Below are 6,303 nucleotides of genomic sequence, written 5' to 3'. Positions count from 1 at the left end.
TAAACTTAAGTGTCGGTTTTTACTCCAAAGTGTCCGAATCATTTCCGACACCACTGTCCGATTAGAACCGACATCACTGTCCGAACTCAACCGACATTAGTGTCCGATTTGAACCGTTTTTTGCAGTACACTATTTATTTTGTCAAATATCAGTTTTTTAGATAGAATTGCTCTACTATACACATAGGGAGTTTTGCTTGAAAATAGTTCACTTTAGCGATACCCATCTGGGGTTTAACGACCTCGATATCTTAAACGAAAACAACGTAAACCAGAGAGAAGCGGATTTTTACAATGCTTTTTCCCAAGTCGTAGAGCAGATAAAGGCAATCAAGCCCGACTACATCATCCACACAGGCGACCTTTTTCACCGTCCAAGCCCATCAAACCGTGCCATAACATTTGCGCTTGAGCAGTTTAAAATCATTGATGCGCTAAATATTCCATTTATTCTCATTGCAGGAAACCACTCAACGCCAAGAACAAACCTAAGCTCACCGATACTCAAGATTTTTGAGAATTTTAAAAATCTACATGTGGCTTACAATCAAGAGTATAAAAAGATAGAGTTTGAGGGCGTAATTTTCCACACCCTGCCCCACATGAACGACGAAACAAAGGCGCTATCTCAGATAGAACTCTGCGAAGAGCAAATTGATAAAAGCAAGAAAAATATTATGATGATGCACTGCTCCGTGGGTGCATTTTACCTTATGAACGAGTTTGGCGAGTGGGTTTATCCGAGCGAAAAAGAGTATGTTTTCAAGATAATGGACTATGTAGCACTAGGTCACTGGCACGGTTTTGGACGTGTAGGCAGGCATGAAAACGTCTATTACAGCGGCTCTACCGAGAGAACAAGCCTAAACGACAAAAGAAACTCAAAAGGCTTTATAGAGATAAATCTGTATGATGAGCTGTATGTTGAGTACAAAGAGATAAAAATCCGCCCGATAATCCTAAAAGAGATTGATTGCGAGGATTATGAAAGCTCTGTTTTGGGAGTTGAAAGAAGCGACACAAAAGATGCAATCCTCGAGGTTAAACTCACAAATCTAACCGTTTTACAATCCATCGACATTCAAAACTCAGAGATAAAAAAGCTCTTTGGCGAGGCTATGAGCGTCTCTGTAAAGAGAGAGTTCAAACATGTAGCAAATAGTGCGGATATCTCAGACGCAGAGGCTCTCTCGCTTGAGAAGTACTTTTTAGAGCACATAAAAGAGGATGCCACACCTCAGGAGTATGAGAGGCTGAAGTTTAAAGTACAAGAGCTGTTTGCGCAGTACGAGGAGGTCTGTGATGATTCTCTCTAGATTAAAACTAGAAAATTTTAAAAAATACAGCTCCTATGAGATTGAGTTTGGCGAGGGACTAATCGGCATTATCGGCAAAAACGGAAGCGGAAAATCGACAATCTTTGAGGCGATATTTTTCGCACTTTACGGCGAACTAAAGGGCAAAGGGTACAAAGAGATTGTCAAAAATTCAAACGCCGCCGACAAAGATGCTGTCGTTGTGGAGCTTGAGTTTGAGTTTGACTCAATCTTGTACAGAATCGTGCGAGAATTTCGTGGAAAAGCTCTAAACGCAAATGCAAAACTCTACAAAAACGGCTCGCTCATAACAAGCGGAGCCAAAGAGGTTACCGCCTCCATAATCTCGCTTACAAAGATGAGCAAAGATGCTTTTATACATACGCTTTTTGCCTCTCAAAAAGAGCTCTCAAGCCTCAGTGCTTTAAAAAATGAAGATAGAAAAAAGATGATAAGAAAACTTCTTGGGCTAGAGAAGATAGACTTTATAGAGAACTCTTTGGTTGAGAAGAGCCGAGAGCTAAAACGCCAGATAACAGCCTTTGCAGAGCTGCTTTTAGGAGAAGCGGAGATAGCACAAAAAAAAGAACATGTGACAAACAGCCAAGAGACAAAAAAGACTCTGCAAAATGATGAACAGAGCAAAACAAAAGAGCTTGAAACCATAAAAGCAAAAGAGCTCTATATTAAAAAAGAGTCAGAGGTTTTTGCAAAGACAAAAGAACAAAAACAGAAGCTTTACTCAGAACTTGAACTTGCAAAAAACTCTAAAAATTCAGAGATAATGAATCAGGTAAAGCTTATCGCCGAACTTCATGAACTAGAGGACAAACAGCAGAAGCTAGAGGCTCTTAAGAGCGCAAAAGCAGAGTACGAGGCACTTCTGGAACAGCTAAAGACTCAGGAGAAGCTAAAAGAGTACTATCTTAAAAAAGAGGGATTGCAAAAGGAGCAGATTCAGCTGCGGGAACAGTACGTAAAGAGCAAATCGGACATTCATACGCTTGAGAGTGAGTGCGCAAAATATGACGAACTGATTCTTAACGCAAAAAATCTTGAGATAAGCATCGCCGTTTTGCAAGATACCATAAGCTCAAAACATACCATAGAAAACGAGCTTAGAGCCGAGATTGCCGCAGAGCAAAAGCAGATAGACGTAACGAACGCCAAGATTGCAAAACTTCAAGAGCTTGGCAGCGAGGGAGCTTGTCCGACATGCACCAGACCGCTCATAGAAGAGTATGACAATGTCATAAACTCGCTTCTTGCCACAGTAAACGAAACACACCAAAACAAGATAGAGGAGCACAAAAAACAGCTCCAAAACGTCCTCTTGCAAAAGAGTGCGTTTGAGGCAGAAAAAAAGGCAAAAGAGAAAGAGTTTTCGGAGCTGATAAACGGCATCAAAATCATCGAGAGCAAACTTCAAGACCTAAACAAAGCACGCGAATATTTTCTACATGTAGAAAAAAAAGGGCTTAAAAACCAAGAAGAGTTAAAAGTGCTAGAAGCGCACAACTACGACGAGAAAGAGCATGAGAAAATCAGAAACTCTCTTGCTCTTCTAGAGCCAAAATATAAACTCTTCCTTACACTTGAAACAGAGTTAAAACGCTTCTCGATTGTAAAATCAGACCTGCTTCTTGTAAATAAAAAAATAGATGAACTTACAATTACATGTAAAAACAAAGAGGATGCGTTTAATCTCGTTGTTTACGACGAAGAGAAGCATAAAGGGAAGCTAATAGAGCATGATGAAGTACTTAAAGAGATAGACTCAAAAACAATGCTATTAAATAATATCAAAGTTCAAATAGCCAAAATAGAGGGCGAGATAAAAACTCTCCAAGGAGCACTTCAAAACAATGAACTGCAACTCAAAAAACTTGGAAGCAAAAAAGATGATTTGATTGATTATGAGAAGATAAAAACAAGTCTCTCGGAGTTTAAAACTCGCCTTAACGCAAAAGTTGCTCCGCGTATCTCTGCCATCGCCTCGGAGATGTACGCACGCATCACCAAAGGGAAATATCAACACATAGAAGTGAGCAACGACTTTGACTTTTTTATCTATGACGAGGGCAAAAAATACCCCATAGAGCGATTTAGCGGCGGAGAGGTCGACTTGGCAAACTTGGTTCTTCGCATCGCAATCTCAAAAACACTCACAGAACTAAGCGGTGCAAGCTCTATAGGTTTCTTGGCATTTGATGAAGTGTTTGGTAGTCAGGACGAGAGCAGAAGAGTGGAGATACTAGAAGCTTTTCACACCATAAAAGAGCAGTACCGACAGATATTTTTGATTAGCCACGAAATGGAGATTAAAGAGATGTTTGAGCGGGTTGTAGAACTGTAAAATCAACTTTACATCCGGACAAACATCAAAAACTTACTTGGGAGAAATCCCAAGAATAAGATTTATTAAACCAAATACAATTTGTTCATCTGTTATACTGTTTCATCCTCATACAGTACTGTACTTAAATATCTCTCCCCAGTATCACATAAAATGGTCACAATTATCTTGCCTTTATTTTCAGGTCTGTTTGCAATTTGCTCTGCAATAAAAGCATTCGCACCTGCGGAGATTCCGACTAGAAGTCCCTCCTCTTTCGCTAAGGCTCTTGATGTAGCAATGGCATCTTCGTTGCTTACTTGAATAATTTCATCATAAATATCTGTATTTAATATAGATGGGATAAATCCAGCTCCTACTCCTTGAATTTTATGCGGTCCCGGTTTTCCTCCGCTCAAAACTGGAGAATCTACTGGTTCTCCCGCTATGATTTGGATATTTGGATTATGTTGTTTTAAAACCTCGCCAATACCCGTAATACTTCCACCAGTCCCAATGGCAGAAACTAAAATATCTATCTTTCCATCAGTTTGCTCCAAAATCTCTTTTGCAGTTGTAATTTTATGGATTGCGGGGTTGGCTTTATTGGCAAATTGTTGTGGCACAAATGAGTTAGCTGTTTCCTTACCTAATTCATAAGCTTTATCAACGGCTCCTTTCATACCTTTTTCTGCTTCTGTTAAAACTAATTGAGCTCCTAAGGCCCGAAGTAATTTTCGTCGCTCCAAACTCATAGAGCTTGGCATGGTAAGGATAAGCTTGATTCCTTTTGCCGCACATACGGCAGCGAGCGCAATCCCTGTGTTACCGCTAGTTGGCTCAATTACAGTAGTCTCTTGATTAATCAATCCCTCTTTTAAGGCTTCATTAATCATACTAAAACCTATCCTGTCTTTGACCGAATGTGTTGGATTCATAAACTCACATTTTCCCAAAACCGTTGTTTCATTTACGCTGGCTTTTTTTAATTTCACCAATGGGGTGTTTCCAATCAATTCCGTAATATCATTTGCATATTTCATCTTTTTTTCTCCTTTTTTTATCCTATATTCTATCTTATGGCACTTTAGAAGAGATAAAACGCTCTTAATTTGTGATATTTTATCAAGCTTTTTATTAACAGAGCTTAATCCTCTAGCTTTTTAAACTCATTAAGTATCTCCTCTATAGGCTCAATTCCTACGGATATTCTAAGAAGTTCTATTGGAAGTTGTGCTTTTTTTAAAAACTCTTTCCCCTCTTTTGTTTGTATTAAATTCCAATGAGCTAGATACGTATAAGGCATAAGCAAGGTAAACATGGTGCCCAAACTAGGCCCCTTGGCAAAGTTTAGTTTATCATAAACCTCTTCTAAAGGCTTTTTAAAAGTCACAGAGACCACCCCCGTGTATGAGTTATCATCTCTTGCGACCACACTATAGTTTTCTCTGTTTGTCTCTGAATAGCAGTGATAAAGCTCTTTGACATAAGAGCAGTTTTGCAGATACTCTATGAGCTGCTTTGTGTTTGAACTTACTTGTTTCACTCTTTGCTTATAATCTTTTATTTCGTATGCCAGCCTTTGAATATCTTCAATAAAAACAGGATCACAATGCTTGAAAAACTCAGCTGTACTATGAGATAGATTATGTTTTGTGTTGAGGATGATTGCACCCATTAAAACATCGGCATTGCCGCATGCAAATTTTGTAAGTGATTCTACAAAAATATCTGCATACTCCCTCAAGTCAAGATTATAGGGTGTAGCAAGCGTTGTATCTACTACCAATGGTATATCATACTTATCACATAAGCTTCTAAGTCTTTTAATATCTACTGTTTTAAGCGTAGGATTTGAGGGCATTTCTGTTATTATTGCACTGACTTTAAGCCCGCTTTCTTTTAAATACTCTTCTAACAAATCAATATTTAAAATATCAGTAAACACTTTAGATTTTTCGCAGTGATGCTTCACAATATTCATAGTATCAAAATAGAGCCAGCCAAACTGAATAAGTATAGTTCTTTCATTTTTTGCTTGAATTGAGCTCAATCCCATGATAGCTGCATAAATTGCATTCATACCAGAAGGTGCAATCATAATTTTCTCTGTTGGTTGATTATATGCAAGACTAAGCTCACACATAACAATATCTTTTGCAATATCTCTGTTTTCTAGCTTCTCTTCTTGTTTATTTTTTAATACTTTGACTCTGCACAGATAATCTTGTGCAAATCTTGAAGAGACGCTACATCCAACATGTTGTATATAGTTCAATACATTTTGCAGTTGATTTGTCTCATTTTGAACGAGTACCACCCCAAACGGCTCATCAACATCTATTTTATTATCTATAAAGTATTTTTCACTTACTAATTTTACAGCTTTGTGTGAACTTAATAAAACTACTTCAAATTCACTAGCTATCTTGTATTTGTTTTTTATATAAGAAGCCAGCTGCTTTACATATGGATGAAGTACAAAACGTGGATAACCACTCTTTATCTTGTCAAATATTTCAGGTGTTTGCTCTTCATAATCAAATACATCTTGTAGATAAGGCATAGACACAGATACTGCATGTATATTATTTACAGGGAGGGATTGACCCGTTGGTATGTGATGAAAATATTCATGACTCATTGTTTGCT

The 6,303-nt window shown here is 38.1% G+C and carries 4 protein-coding genes; 2 read left to right on the top strand and 2 right to left on the bottom strand.

What is annotated here, in order from left to right:
* Window positions 1-197 precede the first annotated feature (197 nt).
* Both K0A91_RS07890 and K0A91_RS07885 read left to right on the top strand, forming a co-directional pair.
* Window positions 198-1,316, top strand: coding sequence for a DNA repair exonuclease (locus K0A91_RS07890; RefSeq protein ID WP_295009642.1), 1,119 nt, complete (start codon window positions 198-200; stop codon window positions 1,314-1,316).
* A complete protein-coding gene (locus K0A91_RS07885) occupies window positions 1,303-3,672 on the top strand; it encodes an SMC family ATPase (protein WP_295009641.1) in 2,370 nt (789 codons plus the stop codon). Before K0A91_RS07890 ends, K0A91_RS07885 begins: the two co-directional genes overlap by 14 nt.
* A gap of 92 nt (window positions 3,673-3,764) precedes the next feature.
* Here K0A91_RS07885 and cysK read toward each other — a convergent pair whose 3' ends face one another.
* Both cysK and K0A91_RS07875 read right to left on the bottom strand, forming a co-directional pair.
* Window positions 3,765-4,694 carry a cysteine synthase A gene (gene cysK, locus K0A91_RS07880; protein ID WP_295009640.1) on the bottom strand — a complete coding sequence of 310 codons (930 nt, stop codon included), beginning with the start codon at window positions 4,692-4,694 and terminating at the stop codon, window positions 3,765-3,767.
* Between the two features lie 104 nt (window positions 4,695-4,798).
* On the bottom strand, window positions 4,799-6,295 hold the full coding sequence (locus K0A91_RS07875; RefSeq protein ID WP_295009639.1) for a PLP-dependent transferase: 1,497 nt from the start codon (window positions 6,293-6,295) through the stop codon (window positions 4,799-4,801).
* Window positions 6,296-6,303: the final 8 nt, after the last annotated feature.

The sequence above is a fragment of the Sulfurimonas sp. genome (assembly GCF_019429335.1).
Lineage (GTDB): Bacteria > Campylobacterota > Campylobacteria > Campylobacterales > Sulfurimonadaceae > Sulfurimonas.
This window is presented reverse-complemented; position numbering and strand designations above follow the sequence as displayed.